Source organism: Dactylosporangium sp. CS-047395, assembly GCF_050942185.1.
Taxonomy (GTDB): domain Bacteria; phylum Actinomycetota; class Actinomycetes; order Mycobacteriales; family Micromonosporaceae; genus Dactylosporangium.
Window position 1 is genome coordinate 834,328 of the sequence record NZ_CP192015.1, and the last position, 13,441, is coordinate 847,768.

At 71.2% G+C, this 13,441-nt stretch carries 15 protein-coding genes; 6 read left to right on the forward strand and 9 right to left on the reverse strand.

The genetic code is table 11. The features are described 5' to 3' along the window. Positions 1 to 12 precede the first annotated feature (12 nt). Genes solA through ACQP00_RS03935 form a run of 3 tightly spaced genes read right to left on the reverse strand, consistent with a single transcriptional unit; the run spans position 13 to position 2,332 of the window. Positions 13 to 1,140 carry an N-methyl-L-tryptophan oxidase gene (solA, locus tag ACQP00_RS03925; protein ID WP_433214418.1) on the reverse strand — a complete coding sequence of 376 codons (1,128 nt, stop codon included), beginning with the start codon at positions 1,138 to 1,140 and terminating at the stop codon, positions 13 to 15. Continuing rightward, on the reverse strand, positions 1,140 to 2,015 hold the full coding sequence (locus tag ACQP00_RS03930) for a hypothetical protein (RefSeq protein ID WP_433214421.1): 876 nt from the start codon (positions 2,013 to 2,015) through the stop codon (positions 1,140 to 1,142). Before ACQP00_RS03930 ends, solA begins: the two co-directional genes overlap by 1 nt. Further along, positions 2,012 to 2,332, reverse strand: coding sequence for a PadR family transcriptional regulator (locus tag ACQP00_RS03935; protein WP_433214424.1), 321 nt, complete (start codon positions 2,330 to 2,332; stop codon positions 2,012 to 2,014). Before ACQP00_RS03935 ends, ACQP00_RS03930 begins: the two co-directional genes overlap by 4 nt. A gap of 137 nt (positions 2,333 to 2,469) precedes the next feature. Between ACQP00_RS03935 and ACQP00_RS03940 the strand changes: the two genes are divergently transcribed. The 3 genes from ACQP00_RS03940 to ACQP00_RS03950 all read left to right on the forward strand — a co-directional run bounded on the left by ACQP00_RS03940 (position 2,470) and on the right by ACQP00_RS03950 (position 4,480). After that, positions 2,470 to 2,892 carry a hypothetical protein gene (locus ACQP00_RS03940; RefSeq protein ID WP_433214427.1) on the forward strand — a complete coding sequence of 141 codons (423 nt, stop codon included), beginning with the start codon at positions 2,470 to 2,472 and terminating at the stop codon, positions 2,890 to 2,892. Positions 2,893 to 2,993: 101 nt separating this feature from the next. After that, positions 2,994 to 3,350: a hypothetical protein gene (locus ACQP00_RS03945; RefSeq protein WP_433214430.1), complete on the forward strand. Its 357-nt coding sequence runs from the start codon at positions 2,994 to 2,996 to the stop codon at positions 3,348 to 3,350. A 17-nt stretch (positions 3,351 to 3,367) separates the two neighbouring features. Continuing rightward, positions 3,368 to 4,480 carry a GmrSD restriction endonuclease domain-containing protein gene (locus tag ACQP00_RS03950; RefSeq protein ID WP_433214433.1) on the forward strand — a complete coding sequence of 371 codons (1,113 nt, stop codon included), beginning with the start codon at positions 3,368 to 3,370 and terminating at the stop codon, positions 4,478 to 4,480. An 8-nt stretch (positions 4,481 to 4,488) separates the two neighbouring features. On the opposite strand, the gene ACQP00_RS03955 is transcribed toward ACQP00_RS03950, so the two are convergent. After that, positions 4,489 to 4,764 (reverse strand): helix-turn-helix transcriptional regulator, encoded by a 276-nt coding sequence (locus tag ACQP00_RS03955; protein ID WP_433214436.1) that lies wholly within the window; start codon positions 4,762 to 4,764, stop codon positions 4,489 to 4,491. A 65-nt stretch (positions 4,765 to 4,829) separates the two neighbouring features. On the opposite strand from ACQP00_RS03955, the gene map (ACQP00_RS03960) reads away from it, so the two are divergent. Further along, on the forward strand, positions 4,830 to 5,606 hold the full coding sequence (map, locus tag ACQP00_RS03960) for a type I methionyl aminopeptidase (RefSeq protein WP_433214439.1): 777 nt from the start codon (positions 4,830 to 4,832) through the stop codon (positions 5,604 to 5,606). Between the two features lie 7 nt (positions 5,607 to 5,613). Here the strand turns inward: map (ACQP00_RS03960) and rpsD are convergent, their stop codons facing one another. Further along, a complete protein-coding gene (rpsD, locus tag ACQP00_RS03965; RefSeq protein WP_433214442.1) occupies positions 5,614 to 6,222 on the reverse strand; it encodes a 30S ribosomal protein S4 in 609 nt (202 codons plus the stop codon). Positions 6,223 to 6,265: 43 nt separating this feature from the next. On the opposite strand from rpsD, the gene ACQP00_RS03970 reads away from it, so the two are divergent. Beyond that, positions 6,266 to 6,934, forward strand: a complete 669-nt coding sequence (locus ACQP00_RS03970) for a DUF2470 domain-containing protein (protein WP_433214445.1) — start codon at positions 6,266 to 6,268, stop codon at positions 6,932 to 6,934. A 60-nt stretch (positions 6,935 to 6,994) separates the two neighbouring features. Here ACQP00_RS03970 and ACQP00_RS03975 read toward each other — a convergent pair whose 3' ends face one another. From ACQP00_RS03975 to ACQP00_RS03990, 4 genes are all read right to left on the reverse strand, one after another. After that, positions 6,995 to 8,383, reverse strand: coding sequence for a chitinase (locus tag ACQP00_RS03975; RefSeq protein ID WP_433214448.1), 1,389 nt, complete (start codon positions 8,381 to 8,383; stop codon positions 6,995 to 6,997). A gap of 126 nt (positions 8,384 to 8,509) precedes the next feature. Continuing rightward, positions 8,510 to 9,010 carry an endonuclease V gene (locus ACQP00_RS03980; RefSeq protein WP_433214451.1) on the reverse strand — a complete coding sequence of 167 codons (501 nt, stop codon included), beginning with the start codon at positions 9,008 to 9,010 and terminating at the stop codon, positions 8,510 to 8,512. Between the two features lie 198 nt (positions 9,011 to 9,208). Further along, a complete protein-coding gene (locus ACQP00_RS03985; RefSeq protein ID WP_433214454.1) occupies positions 9,209 to 12,343 on the reverse strand; it encodes a helix-turn-helix transcriptional regulator in 3,135 nt (1,044 codons plus the stop codon). 12 nt (positions 12,344 to 12,355) lie between these two features. Then, positions 12,356 to 12,628, reverse strand: a complete 273-nt coding sequence (locus ACQP00_RS03990) for a helix-turn-helix domain-containing protein (protein ID WP_433214457.1) — start codon at positions 12,626 to 12,628, stop codon at positions 12,356 to 12,358. A 36-nt stretch (positions 12,629 to 12,664) separates the two neighbouring features. Between ACQP00_RS03990 and map (ACQP00_RS03995) the strand changes: the two genes are divergently transcribed. Then, positions 12,665 to 13,432 carry a type I methionyl aminopeptidase gene (map, locus tag ACQP00_RS03995; RefSeq protein WP_433214460.1) on the forward strand — a complete coding sequence of 256 codons (768 nt, stop codon included), beginning with the start codon at positions 12,665 to 12,667 and terminating at the stop codon, positions 13,430 to 13,432. The last annotated feature ends 9 nt before the right edge of the window (positions 13,433 to 13,441 follow it).

A 13,441-nucleotide genomic window follows, 5' to 3' on the forward strand; every position in this document is an offset into this window, starting at 1 on the left:
CGGCGCTCCGGACTACTCGACCCCGCTCGAATACCCTCGCCCTGGATCGAAGAGGGCAATTGGGTGATCGGTCCTGCCGGTCAATGCGAGATCGGCCAGGATCTCGCCCACGACGGGCGTGAACTTGAAGCCGTGGCCGGAGAAGCCGCAGGCCACCGTCACGCGATCGCGTCCTGGATGGCGGGCGATCACGAAGTGCATGTCCGGGGTATTGGTGTACATGCAGGTCTTGCCGCGCAGGAATCGCCCTGGGATCGCCGGTACCCGGTCGTTCAGGTGGCGGGCGATGTACTCGATTTCCTCTTCCCGGATATCGCGGTCGATGGTCTGGGGTGTGGTGGGCTCGCCTCTTCGGAAGAAGGCGACCTTGACGGCGTCATCTTCCTGGGGGAAGCCGTAGACCTGCATGCCTTGCGGGTCTTCCCAGATGAAGATGGGGATCTGCATCGGTTCTCGTGGTCGGAACCAGAACTGGACCTGGCGCTCCACCTCGAGTGGCACTTTGAGGTCGGGCAGCATTTGGGGGGCCCAGGGTCCTGGACAGATCACCAGTTGGTCGGCCTCGTACTGCCCTTGGTCCGTCTTCACCAGGACTTTTGTGTCGTTTTCTTCCCAGCTGGTGACTGGCTCGTGGAAGCGGAGCGTTGCGTTGTGGCGTGCAGCAAGCGCTAGGTTTGCCTCGACCGCGGCCTCCGGGCGCAGGACGCCGGCGTTGCGCTCGAACAGCGCCACCTCGCCGTCGCGCGGGGTGAACTGCGGGAATCGGCGCCGGATGGCCTCGGCGTCGAGCATCTCGTGCGGGAGGTTCCACTGTTCGGCGGTACGCCGGCTGCCGTGGACCGTCCGCGACTCCGGCGGGCCCATGAACAGTGCGCCGGTGAGCGTCAGCAGGTCCCGGCCGGAGTCGCGCTGGAGCCGGTCCCAGAGTTCGTAGGAGCGCAGGATCAGCGGTACGTAGGCGGGATCCTCGAAGTAGGCCTGCCGCGTGATTCGGGAGCCGCCGTGGCTGGAGCCTTGATCGTGCGCGGGGCCGAACCGCTCCAGCCCGAGGACCCGCTGCCCGCGTGCGGCGAGGTGGTAGGCGGCCGAGCTGCCCATGCCGCCGAGGCCGGCCACGATCACGTCGTACTGCTGCGCCATCAGGGCAGCGTAGTCACCTTAGGCCGGTTTCGGACCAGGCCGGCGAGGCCGATCGCGAGCGCTCCGACCAGTAGGCCGGCGGCCGCGACCGGGGGCTGGGACACATAGGCGCTGATCACATCGTTGCTGCTCGCGGACCGCGCGACCCGATACCAGGCGCCGGCTGTTGACGGCGCCAGCAGTACCAGGGCCAGGATTGCGGTTCTGGAACGTCCGACCCGGCACGCCATCCAGGCCGCCAGCAGCCACCCCGCCAGCGCCCCGAGCGCGGCCCCGGCCACGGTGAGCGGCGCGGCGAGCGGCGGCACGGCCGACGTCGCGACCGCGGTGACGCTGGTGGTGCCCTCCCACCGCCACGTCGACACGGTCAGCACGACCCCGTCGCGCTCGGCGGTCGTGGCCGGGGCGGTGTAGTCCTGATCGACGACCCACCCGGCCGCTTCGAGCCGCTTGCGCAGGGCTTCGGGCGGCAGCGGGTCGCCGGTCGTCGCCTCCACCACGGTCTCGTGCCGGGTGTGCGAGACCCGGTGCGGCAGGGACTGGCCGGCGGCCACGTCGAGCGCCTTCGTCACCTCGGCGTCGCTGGAGCCGCCCGCGGTCGCCCAGCCGGCCGCCGAACCCGCCGCGGCCCCGATCCCACCGGCCGCGAGCGCACTGCAGGCGGCCGCGACGACCATCAGCCGCCCGACCGGGAGCCGGAACCGCTGCCGCACCCCGTTCGCGATCAGGTCCCTGACCTCGCCCCTGGTCGGCCGCGTCTGGCCGGGCCGGGCGGCGTCGAGCAGGATGCCGACGATCTCGTCGCCGTGCGCCCGTCGATAGGCGGCGGGATAGGCGTGCAGGAGCCGGCGGTACCGCGCTTCCAAGCTCTTCATGCGGTCACCGGACCCCGTTTTTGGAGCCGCTCGGCGGCGGCTCTGGTGTGTCGTTGGAGCCGCTGCACCTCCTTGGCGAGGGCGGCGGCGCCGGGGTCGGTCAGCCGGTAGTACCGGCGAAGGCGCCCTTCCACCGCCTCCTCCCGATCGACGGCGATGAGCCCCTGTTCGACGAGCCGGTCGAGCGCCCCGTAGAGCGTCCCGGCCCCGAGCACGACGTCGCCGCCGGAGAGCGCGCTGACCTCTTGAATCAGCCCGTACCCGTGCAACGCCCGCCCGGCGAGCGCGGTCAGGATCAGGAAGGTGGGTTCCCGCATGCCTGCCAACTTACGGCGCCCGAGATATATCGTCAACCGTACGATCGAGCCGTGGCACGTTTCCGGGATTTCTTTGATCCGCCGCTTCCCTAACGTGGTCGTCAACAGGGACAACAACTCCAGGGGGACTTTTTCCGATGAGCGACTTCGACGCGGGTTACGACGGCGGTAGTGACGTCGATTACGGCCACTTCTCGGCGGGTCAGGAGCATGAGGGGCTGGACCAGCTGCATCAGGCGAGTGGTTCGGAGTATGACGCGCAGTCGCAGTTCGGGGTGTTCGAGAACGACCACCACGCGGCGGAGTCGACGGATTTTTCGACGGGTCAGCACGTGGAGTACGAGGCGCCGGGTGCGGTGCATTACGAGTCGACGGATTTCACGAACTACAGCCATGACGCGTCGGAGGATGACCACGTGTTCGCGGCGGAGGGTAGCGAGTCGTCGCATGGGGCGGAGTTCTCGGAGCTGGACGCGTTGTCGCAGCGGTTCGATGGGGCGTTCGCGGAGGGGACTCAGTTCCACGCGGGTGAGGGGCAGTTCGGGGTCGCGGCGAACTGACGTTATTTGCGGCGAAACGGCCGGCCGTCCCAGTTCTGGGGCGGCCGGCCGTTTCCGCGTTCGTCGCTGCGCATTGGAAGAAGCGCATTTGCTCACGTGGCTTGCGCCGCATTCAGGACGGGCGGGACGACGCGCAGGACGGGCTCGACCAGCTCATCTACTCGAACCGGTTTGGCGAAAAGACGTTCGCGGTCGACGACGGGGACGAGGCGCGGCGGCGGTGTCTGCTTGCGCTGCTCAACGGTACCGACTTCGACGTGGCGAGCGAGTCCTCGGCGACCGTGCGCAATCTGTGGAACCGGTTCGCCGACATCGAGTTGCTCTACCCCGAGGATCTGCGCGACGAGGAGCTGCCCTTCTTCATCTGCTGGCTCCTCGAGCGCGTGATGCTCGTCGACATCTCGACCAGCGACGGCGGTCTGGCGCTGGAGAACTGCTCCTCGCCACGAAGACGCTGACGCCGGGCCTGGAGCCGGTGTTCTACAACGCCTACAACTCGGTCACCCTGCAGATGCCGTTGATCCTGGCCACCCTGTCGGCCGATGACGACGACGAGACGTTCCGGCGCAAGGCGATGCTCGTCGCCGGCTACCTCGACATCTTCGTCGCGCGCTGCATGGTCAACGCGCACGACTTCCGGTACACGGCGGTCGAGCACCGGTTGTTCGCCCTCGCGCGTGAGATCCGGGGCATGGGCGTCGACGCGCTCGCGGTGCGGCTCGGCGTCGAGGTCGCGGCGATCTCGGACACCTTCGAGGCGGTGGGCGGCTTCGCGCTGCGGCCGCGCAACCGGACGTACGTGAAGTATCTGCTGTCGCGCATGGCCGCGTGGCTCGACGAGCGGTGCGGCACCGGGTACACGTTCGCCGACTACTCGCGGTCGGCCAAGGATCAGCAGCCGTTCGAGATCGAGCACATCTGGGCCGACAAGCATGCGTACCAGCCGGATGTGCCGCGGCGGAAGTTCGGCGAGCTGCGCAACCGGTTCGGCGCGCTGCTCCTGCTGCCCAAGGACTTCAATGCGAGCTTCGGTGACAAGCCGTACGCGAAGAAGCTGCCGCTGTACATGGGCCAGCATTTGCTCGTGCGCTCGCTGCATCCGGACTGTTACGTGAACAACCCGAGCTTCCTGCGCATCGTCGCGCAGCACGAACTGCCGTTCCGGCCCTTCCCCGACGAGTTCGACCAGGCCGCGATCGAGCACCGGCAGGCGGCGTACCGGCGGCTGTGCGAGGTCGTCTGGGCGCCCGAGCAGTACGGCCTGATCGTTCCGGCCACGCCGCCGGCGGGTGAGAAGGAGGGCGGCCGGACGCGGTTCAACATGACGCTCCGCCAGCTCGTCGAGGGTGGCTTCCTCCCGGCCGGGTCGCAGCTCGTCGGCTCCTACCGCGGTGTCGACCACAAGGCCGAGGTCACGGCCGAAGCGCGCATCCGGGTCGAGTCCGGCGAGGAGTTCGAGGCGGTCTCGCCCGCGGCCATGGCCGTGCTCGACAAGCAGTCCTGGAACGGCTGGCGGTTCTGGCAGCACTCGCGGCCGGACGGGTCCCTCATCGTGCTCGACGAGGTGCGCCGGGCCGCCCTCGGCTAGTGCGGAATCTACGAGGCCAGTCGGCGGATCGGCGTACGGTCAGGCTGGTTGATCTCGGCCCACACGGCGTCCAGCGACAGCCCCAGCACGTCCGCGATCGCCGCGATGGTCGGGAACGCCGGCGTGGCCACCCGCCCTGACTCGATTTTGCGCAGGGTTTCGGGTGAGACGCCGGCCTCGAGCGCTGTGACCAGCATCGAGCGCTCCCCGCGGGCCCGGCGCAGCAACGCGCCCAGGCGCTCGCCGCGCTCCAGCTCTTCCGCCGTGAGCGGCAACCTGACCATGCTCCAATAGTAATACCGGGATAGTATGGCCGGGATAGTTATTGGTAGCGAGGGAAGACGGCGACATGATCGAGATTCTGGAGCTCACCGACCTGCCGCGGGCGCGGGTTACCGGTGGGCTGGTGGCGGACATTCTGCAGAGCCTCAAGAGCCGGGTCGCCGTGGGGACGAATCTGCTCGAGATCGATCGGTGGTGTCAGGACATGATCGCCGAGGCCGGGGCGTTGTCCTGCTACGTCGACTATGCGCCGTCGTTCGGGCGCGGGCCGTTCGGGCACTACATCTGCACGTCGGTCAACGATGCGGTACTGCACGGTCTCCCGCACGACTACGCGCTCGTGGACGGGGATCTGCTCTCGCTCGACCTCGCCGTGTCCAAGGGCGGGATCGTGGCCGACTCCGCGATCAGCTTCGTCGTCGGCGAGCAGCAGAATCCCGAGGACCTCCGGATGATCGAGGCGACTCAGCGGGCGCTGAAGGCCGGGATCGCCGCGGCGGCGCCGGGAGCGAAGATCGGCGATCTGTCGTATGCCATCGGGTCCGTGCTGAGCGAGGCCGGGTACCAGATCAACACCGAGTTCGGGGGGCATGGGGTCGGGTCGACCATGCACCAGGATCCGCACGTCTCGAACACCGGGCGCCCTGGCCGCGGGTACAAGCTGCGCCCTGGATTGTTGTTGGCTCTTGAGCCCTGGGTCATGGCGGACACGGCGAAGCTGGTCACCGACGACGATGGGTGGACGCTGCGCAGTGCGACCGGAAGCCGGACCGCGCACAGCGAACACACCATCGCCATCACGAGCGACGGGGCCGAGATCATGACCCTGCCGACCAGCCTTTAGGCAACGATCACCGGCTGTAGAACTCGACGATCAGCTGCTCGTCGCAGAGCACCGGGATCTCCTGGCGCAGCGGGAGCCGGATCAGCCGCGTGGTCAGGCCCGCGACGTTCGTGTCCAGGTAGGGGGCGGTGCGCTCGCCGACGTGCGCGCCCGCGGCCGCGATCTGGAACGGGGGCTTGGTGCGGCTGCGCTCGGCGACCTCGATGACGTCGCCCGGGCGGAGCCGGTACGACGGGCGGTCCACCCGCCGGCCGTTGACGTTCACGTGCTGGTGGGTGACGACCTGCCGGGCCTGGTAGATGGTCCGCGCGAAGCCCGCCCGCAGGACGAGCGCGTCCAGGCGCAGCTCCAGATCGATGATGATCTCATCGCCGGTCTTGCCGGGGCGGCGCACCGCGCGGTCGAAGGCGGCCCGCATCTGCTTCTCGCGGATGTTGTACTGCGCCTTCAGCCGCTGCTTCTCCAGCAGTCGCACCTTGTAGTCGCTGACCTTGGGCCGCGCGCGGCCGTGCTGGCCGGGCGGGAAGGGACGTCGCTCGAAGTACTTGACGTCCTTGGGGGTCAGCGCAATGCCCAGCGCGCGGGAACGGCGGACCTTGGGGCGTGACTGGTTCACGGGGCTCCTTTCGAATAAGGTAAGCCTAACCTTAGGAGGTCGGATGTCCAAGCTCCCCACCCCGGCCGAGCGTTTGCGCTCGTTACTGGCCACCGCCGGCTCGCTCACCCTGCACGTCCCCGGGCGCCGGTGCGACCTGGTGGGCGCGCATCGGTTCGAGGCTGGGCGGATTCTTCTCGACATGCCCATCCAAGGTGTACCGCTGGAAGACCCCGACACCGCAGCCGTCCTCGAACTCACGGACGTCGCCCCGACCTCGGTCCGCTCCCGTGTGCGGGCACGGGCGACCTTCGGCGGCTGGCTCGGCGTGCACCCCGGCGGCGGCCTGGCCCTGGACCTGGCCGAGGCCACCCTGCAGGACCCCGCGTACGGGCGCGATGCCGAGATCTCGGTCGACCCGGACGACTTCGCCGCGGCGACGCCCGACCCGCTCGCGCACGTCGAGGCCGACCTGCTGTGCCACCTGACCGACGCCCACCCCGACGCCGTCGACCGCCTCGCCCGGCTGGTGCCGCCGCACCACCTGCACGGCGTGAAGCGCATCGTGCCGGTGCGCATCGACCGGTACGGCGTGGTCCTCCGCCTGGAGTTCGCCGGCCGCGCCCGCGACGTGCGGCTGCCGTTCCTCAGCCCCCTCGACAAGCCCGAAGAGGCTGGCGAGCGCATGCAGGAGCTCTACGCGCAGGCCCGCTGCTGCCGCGGCGGCCACTGACACGACGAGGCCGCCGCCCGATGACCCTTCGGGCGGCGGCCTCGAACTTTGCGGTACGGCTCAGCAGGCGCCGTTGTCGGTCCAGACGTTCTGCGAGTTGTTGCCGGGGATGTCGCCCTGGGTCCACCACTTCGCGGTCCACTTGTGCCCGCCGTAGGAGACCGTCGCGCCGCCGCTGTACGCGGTGCCCGAGTTCCAGGCGGCCGGGCAGGTCGGGGGCTGCGTGGTGCCGCCACCGCCGCCGCACGTGCCCTGGTCGACCCAGACGCTGGCGGAGCCGGGCGTCTCGCCCTGCGTCCACCACGCCGCCTTCCAGGTGTGGCCGTTGTACGAGACCAACGCGCCGCCGGAGTACGCGGTACCCGAGTTCCAGGCGGCCGCGGTGCAGGTGCCGCCGCCCGGCGTGGTGGGCGGCGGGCCGCCGGTCGTCGGGTTGGTGGTGGGCGGCGTGGCGCCGGCGAACCGGGCCGTGTACTTCGTGAACTCCCACGCGGTCTGCGGCACGCTGCTGCAGGTGCCCGACGTGGTCGACTGGTTCGGGTCGGCGCACTGCCGGTCGCGGTTGACCGACCAGTACGTGAACCGGGCCAGGTGGTGCGACGTCGCGTAGTTCAGCACCGTCTCGAAGTCGGCCTGCCGGAAGTACTCGCCGGCGTCGCTGCGGCCGTTCATGAGCGACACGCCCTCGTGCGCGTACGCGGTGGCGCTGTCCCAGCCGAACGTGTTCATCAGGATGCCGTGGAACGCCTCGGCCGCCGCGGTCTGCGCGGACGCGCCGTTGAAGCCGCCGTCGAACGGCATGATCGAGTAGTTGTTCGGCGTGAAGCCCAGGCTCTTGGCGTCCTTGAGCATCTCGGTGCCGAACCAGCCCGTACCGGAAGCGGTGCCGGCCGTGGTGACCGAGACGTACAGGCCGGGGTTGTTCTGCTGCAGGATCTGCGCGGCGCCGAGCTCGTTGTGCACGGCCGCGGCGTTCTCGTACTCCGGCTCTTCGAGGTCGAAGTCTATCGCCTTGAGCCCGTACTTGGTGACCACCTGCTGGTACGCGGCGGCGGTCGCGGCCGGCGTGCCGCAGGTCTGGCCGAGCTTGGTGCCGCCGTACCCGCCGATGGAGACGCTCACGTCGCCGCCGGCCGCACGGATGCGCGAGATCAGGTTGGCCGCCTCGGTGTCGGAGGAGACCGGGCGGGTGCCGTCCCAGGTCGGGGTACAGCCGCCGCCGTTGGGCGCGAGAATGAACGCCAGCTGGAACGCCTTCTGCCCGGTCGCGTTCATGACCGCGATGGCGTCGGGCGGACTGTTGTCGAACGGCATCAGGTACGGCGCCGAGGCGTACCAGTTGCTGGTCAACGCGGCACTGGCGGTCTGCGCGTTGATCACGCCGAGGGTCGTCGCACCGAGGGTGGCGGCGGCGGTCAGCGCGAGGGGGATCAAGGTTCTACGTTTCATGGACCCCTCCACGAGCACTACGGACGTGACGCTAACTGTTAACAAAGTTAAGCGTTGTGGAGGGAACGTACAACGTCATCGATGCGCCCGCAAGTGCTCTTAAGGTCCTTAACAGTTTGAACTTTTTCAATGCTCGCGACCACGGGCCAACGCGTCGACCCGCCGCAGCGCCTCCGGCATCCGGTACGCCCCGCCCATCCCGCGCACATACTCCGCCGCCTCCGCGCGCGAAAGCCCGGCCGCCGTCACGAACAGCGGTTTCGTGGCCACGCCGCGCAGCACCGGCACCGCGTGCGTCGCCGCGCGAAAGGCCGTCTTGGCCACCCCGATGACGGGAACGCCGAGCGCCTCGTGCACATGCGCGCCGAGCCCCGGCCGCCCGCCCGGATCGAGATCGACGTAACCGTCCACAATGAGCAGCTCGACGGGCGCGACCCCGGCCAGCGCGGCCCGGATCGCGGGCAGTTCGCGCAGGTAGAACTGCCCCGGCACGTACGGCTCGACCTCATCCAGCCACGCCACGTGCTCCTCGGCGACGGCGAATCCCGGCAACGCCCCGACGACGAGCGCGGCCCGCCCACCGCCGGCCGCGGGATAGTCCACATCAACGGCGCCGCTGCGCATCATGAAGGTCAACCTAGCCGCCGCGCCCGATCCACCGCACGGTCACGGCCGCCTGGGTGCGCGCGGTCGCGGCCGCTTGGGTGCGCGACGCCGCGGCTTGGATGCTCGTTGTCGCGGCCGCCTGGGTGCGCGTCGTCGCGGCGTCAAGCGAGCCTGAGCCGGCGCGCGGTCGCGGCGGCGTGGATGCGCGACGTCGCGGCGTCAAACGAGCCCGAGCCGCCGTGCGGTCGCGGCCGCCTGGGTGCGCGACGTCGCGGCCAGCTTGCCCAGGATCGCCGACACGTGGTGCTGCACGGTCTTCTCGGACAGCGTCAGCGCGGCCGCGATCTCGGCGTTGGACCGCCCGTCGGCCAGCAGCCGCAGCACCTCCACCTGCCGCCCGGTCAGCCCGGCAGCGTTCGCGGCGGTAGCGGGACGCGGCCCCCGCGGCACGCCCACAACCCCGCGCCGGCGCAGATCCGCCCGCACCCACGCGGCCGCGCGCCGAGCCCCGAGTAAGTCCAGCTCAGCCAGCGCCTCCCCAGCCGACGCCGCGTCCCCGAGCACGAGCGCATGCACCCGCGTCAGCCGCCGCCCACCACGCCCCCACGCGTCCGCCGCCACCCGCCAGTCCCCGCCCATCAGCGCCCCGAAAGCACCATCCACAAGGGACGGTTCACCGCCCGCACGCCAAAGCCGAAAAGCCAGCTCCCGTTTGTACTTCCTGTGCCCAACCCCCACCGCCAGCCCAAGCCCCCGCCCCGCCTCCGCGCGCGCACGGGTGGGATCGCCGCCGAACAGAAAATGCTCCGACCGCGCAATCGCCACCGGCCCGATACGCTGCAGTTCCTCAGTCGCCAGCGCCACCGCGAGCGCGCGATCCAGCGTCTCCTCAGCCTCCGGATCGCCCCGGCCCGATTGCACCCGCCCCCGCGCAACGTACGCCGGCAGCGGCCCCACCCCACCCCGACTCGGATACGAAAGCGACTCGTCCGCATCCGCGAGCGCGCCGTCCCAATCCCCGGCCTCAACCCGCACAGCCGCCCGGACGCCCAGCAGATACTGGCGATACCCGTCCAACTCGTGCCGATCCACGTACGCGAAGGCAGCCTCAATCGCCCCCAACGTCGCCGCGACGTCATCACCAAGCCACAGATCCATGGCCGCCCGATTGACCAGAGCCCGAGCAGCGTGATCGACGTACCCGGCAGCGGCCGCGCGCTCATGCACACGCACCAGCTCATCCGCAGCGTCCCCGCGCACCACCGCCGCATCGTCGCGCCCGCGCCCGCGCCCGGCCGTCGCGTCGTCGTGCCCGCGTCCGCGCGCGGCCGTCGTGTCGTCGTCCACGCGTCCGCGCGCCGGCGTGGCGTCGTCGCGTGCGTGCATGGTCGTCGCGTCGTCGTAGCCGCGTCCGCGCCCGCCCGTCGTGTCGTCGTCCACGCGTCCGCGCGCCGGCGTGGCGTCGTCGCGTGCGTGCATGGTCGTCGCGTCGTCGTGGCCGCGTCCGCGCCCGCCCGTCGTGTCGTCGTCCACGCGTCCGCGCGCCGGCGTGGCGTCGTCGCGTGCGTGCGCGGTCGTCGCGTCGTCGTGGCCGCGTCCGCGCGCGGCCGTCGTGTCGTCGTCCACGCGTCCGCGCGCCGGCGTGGCGTCGTCGCGTGCGTGCGCGGTCGTCGCGTCGTCGTGGCCGCGTCCGCGCGCGGCCGTCGCGTCGTCGTCCACGCGTCCGCGCGCCGGCGTGGCGTCGTCGCGTGCGTGCGCGGTCGTCGCGTCGTCGTGGCCGCGTCCGCGCGCGGCCGTCGCGTCGTCGTCCACGCGTCCGCGCGCCGGCGTGGCGTCGTCGCGTGCGTGCGCGGTCGTCGCGTCGTCGTGGCCGGGGCCGGGTTCGGGGGTCGTTTCCTCGCGACCGAGGCGGGCGGTCGCCACGTTGACCGCGGCGTGCAGTTCGGTCTCGCGGTCGCCCAGCCGCTCGGCCAGCTCCGCCGCGCGGGTCCCCCATTCGATGGCCGCCTCGTACTCGTAGGCGAGCATGTGGAGCTGGGCGCGGGTGCTGTACGCCATCGCGAGCTCGCGGCCCGGCGGCCCCGCGCTCAGTGTCTCCACCGCCGCCGCGACCGCGCGGCGGGCCAGGGCCGTGTCGCCGCTCCACCACGCTACGCGCGACATCCAGCGCTCGTTCGCGCCCGCGCGTTCCCAGTCGCCGGCGGCTCGGCGCAGGGCGGCCGCGCGCTCCCGCGCGTCTAGGGCTTCGTCGGCCAGGCCGGCGAGGTAGGCCTGGAACGCGTACGCCTCCAGGATGTCCGCGCCGGCGCCGAGGTCCACCAGGTCCCGGTAGTGCGCCGCGGCCTCGCGATGGGCGCCTTGGCGGGCGGCGGATTCGGCGGCGATCAGGGAGTACCGGAGCCGCAGTTTCGGGCTTTGGGAAAGCCTGGCATGGTGCGCGAGGCGGGCCGGATCGACGCCGGGCCGGGCCGCGAGCCGCCGGACCGCGCGCAGGTGCAGTGCGCGACGTCGCCCCGGTGGTAGGGCGTCCTCGACGGCGCGGCGCAGCAGTTCGTGCCGAAACCCGACCCCGCCCTCGGCCGCGACGAGCACGCCCGCCGCCACGCACCGATCCACGAGCGTCGCTTCCGATCCCTCGCCCCGCACGTCGAGCCGCTGCAGGACGGCGGCGAGTTCGGCCAGGTCGCGCGCGTTTTTCGGCAGGTTCGCCAAACGCGCCAAAATCAGATGTTGTACCGCTCCAGCCTGCCTCCCCGCCAGCGCCTCCGTGACGAGCAGGGGGTTGCCGCCGGTGAGCGCGTAGATCGCCGCCCAGTCCCGCCCCGCGTGCGCGGCGACGCAGGCTTCGGAGAGGCGCGGTAGCGACACCCGCCGCACGACGTCGCGCGGAAACGCCGCCAGCGCCGCGTGCAGCGGGTGATCGGGGGCCTCGTCGTCGCGGTACGTCAGCACGAGCAGCGCGCGGACGCGTTCGATCCGCCGCGCGAGCGAGACGAGCAGGTCGAGGGTGGCCGCGTCGGCCCAGTGCAGGTCCTCGATCACGAGCACCGGCCGCGCCCCGGGCCGCTCGGTCGCGTCGAGCAGTGCGGGCAGCGCCGGCAGCTGGTTGACCAGGGCTTCCCGCAGCGCGCCGCCGACCTGTCGCGCGATGTCGTGCCACGGCCCGAGCGGCCGCGGCGTGACGAGCGGGTCGCACAGGCCGGTCCACACCGGCTCGCGCCGCGTGCCGGCGAACGCGCGCACCAGGCTGGACTTGCCGATCCCGGCCTCACCCGCGACGAGCGCGATCCGCCCGCCTCGCCGGTGCAGGTCGTCGAGCTCGGCCAGCGCCTCCTCGCGCTCCCACAGGGCCACGGCGGTGCGCGGTTACGCGACGCGGCTGCTCGTTCGCGGCCGCTCCTCCGCCAGCGCCTCGCCGAGCGCGGTCAGGTCGAGCCCGAGCACCCGCGCGAGCGCCGCGACCGTGAAGAACGCGGGCGTCGCGATCGCCCCGCGCTCGATCTTGCGCAGCGTGTCGAGCGAGATGCCGGCCTCGAACGCCACCGCCGCCGCACTGCGCGCCCCGCGCGCCTGCTGCAGCAGCCTGCCCAGCACCAGCCCCCGGTGCCGCTCGTCATCGGTCAGCGGGTTGCGCACCATGCCGACGATGATAATCCTGGTATTACAATATTCGGCATGGCGTTGGTGAAGAGTGCGGCGGAACTCGCCACGATGCGCGAGGCCGGCCGCGTGGTCGCCCAGATCCTGCAGGCCGTACGCGCGGCCGCGGCCCCGGGCGTCACCCTCCAGGACCTCGACGACCTGGCCCGCCAGCTGCTCGTCGAGAAGGGCGCCAAGTCCTCGTTCCTGCACTACCACCCGTCGTTCGCGCCGATTCCTTATCCGGCCGTGCTCTGCCTGTCGGTGAACGACGCGATCGTCCACGGCATCCCCGACACCCGCCCCCTCGCCGACGGCGACCTGCTCTCCATCGACTTCGGCGCCCACATCGACGGCTACCACGGCGACTCGGCACTCACCGTCGGCATCGGCACCATCGACGAGCCCGCCCAGCGCCTCTCGGACGTCGGCAAACAGGCCCTCGCCGCCGGCATCGCCGCCGCCCTACCCGGCAACCGCCTTGGCGACATCTCCTACGCCGTCCAGTCGGTCTGCCGCGCGGCGGGTTATGGCCAGCCCACCGGGTACGGCGGCCACGGCGTCGGCACCGCCATGCACGAGGACCCACACGTCCCGAACGAGGGCCGCCCCGGCCGCGGCCTCCCCCTGCGCGCAGGCATGGCCCTGGCCATCGAACCGATGGTGGTGGAGAGCGGCTCGAACCGCCACCGCCTCCTGCCCGACGGCTGGACAGTCTCCACAGTGGACGGCTCCCGGGCCGCGCACTGGGAGCACACCATCGCCATCACCGACAACGGCCCCATCATCCTGACGGCGGTCTGACCTCAGGCG

Excerpts from the sequence above, each read along its gene's own strand:
- solA (WP_433214418.1), bottom strand. The coding sequence starts at position 1,140 with ATGGCGCAGCAGTACGACGTGATCGTGGCCGGCCTCGGCGGCATGGGC.
- ACQP00_RS03940 (WP_433214427.1), top strand. The coding sequence starts at position 2,470 with ATGAGCGACTTCGACGCGGGTTACGACGGCGGTAGTGACGTCGATTAC.
- ACQP00_RS03955 (WP_433214436.1), bottom strand. The coding sequence starts at position 4,764 with ATGGTCAGGTTGCCGCTCACGGCGGAAGAGCTGGAGCGCGGCGAGCGC.
- ACQP00_RS03990 (WP_433214457.1), bottom strand. The coding sequence starts at position 12,628 with ATGGTGCGCAACCCGCTGACCGATGACGAGCGGCACCGGGGGCTGGTG.
- map (WP_433214460.1), top strand. The coding sequence starts at position 12,665 with ATGGCGTTGGTGAAGAGTGCGGCGGAACTCGCCACGATGCGCGAGGCC.
- ACQP00_RS03930 (WP_433214421.1), bottom strand. The coding sequence starts at position 2,015 with ATGAAGAGCTTGGAAGCGCGGTACCGCCGGCTCCTGCACGCCTATCCC.
- ACQP00_RS03935 (WP_433214424.1), bottom strand. The coding sequence starts at position 2,332 with ATGCGGGAACCCACCTTCCTGATCCTGACCGCGCTCGCCGGGCGGGCG.
- map (WP_433214439.1), top strand. The coding sequence starts at position 4,830 with ATGATCGAGATTCTGGAGCTCACCGACCTGCCGCGGGCGCGGGTTACC.
- ACQP00_RS03970 (WP_433214445.1), top strand. The coding sequence starts at position 6,266 with ATGTCCAAGCTCCCCACCCCGGCCGAGCGTTTGCGCTCGTTACTGGCC.
- ACQP00_RS03980 (WP_433214451.1), bottom strand. The coding sequence starts at position 9,010 with ATGATGCGCAGCGGCGCCGTTGATGTGGACTATCCCGCGGCCGGCGGT.
- ACQP00_RS03975 (WP_433214448.1), bottom strand. The coding sequence starts at position 8,383 with ATGAAACGTAGAACCTTGATCCCCCTCGCGCTGACCGCCGCCGCCACC.